Source organism: Streptomyces sp. SID13726, assembly GCF_010548375.1.
Taxonomy (GTDB): domain Bacteria; phylum Actinomycetota; class Actinomycetes; order Streptomycetales; family Streptomycetaceae; genus Streptomyces.
Genome location: NZ_JAAGLY010000591.1, coordinates 1 through 418, shown reverse-complemented (window position 1 = coordinate 418; position 418 = coordinate 1). Strand labels below are relative to the sequence as shown.

Here is a 418-nt window from a genome sequence, read left to right as displayed (position 1 = left end):
GTGCTGAACGTCCTCACCGGCAACCTCGACCGGCCCGGCGGAGTCCTCTTCCCGCTCCCGGCGGCCGGCCCGCGCCCGCGCCCCGCCGGGCCCGGAAAGGGCTTCACCCTGGGCCGCTGGCTCAGCCGGGTCAGCGGCCACCCCGAGGCCAAGAGCGAACTGCCCATCGCGGCCTTGGCCGAGGAGATCGAGACGGCCGGGGAGGGACGGATCCGGGCCCTGGTCGCCATCGCCGCCAACCCGGTGCTGTCCGCCCCCGACGGGCGGCGCCTCGACGCGGCCCTGTCCGGGCTCGACTTCATGGTCAGCATCGACCCGTACCTCAACGAGACCTCCCGCCACGCCCACGTCGTACTGCCTCCGCCGCCGCCCTCGCAGAGCGCGCACCACGACTTCGCCTTCAACGGCTTCGCCATCC

The 418-nt window shown here is 74.4% G+C and carries 1 pseudogene; it reads left to right on the top strand.

The features are described from left to right. A pseudogene (locus tag G3I78_RS49280) lies at positions 1-418 on the top strand (oxidoreductase, molybdopterin-binding protein); the annotation flags it as partial.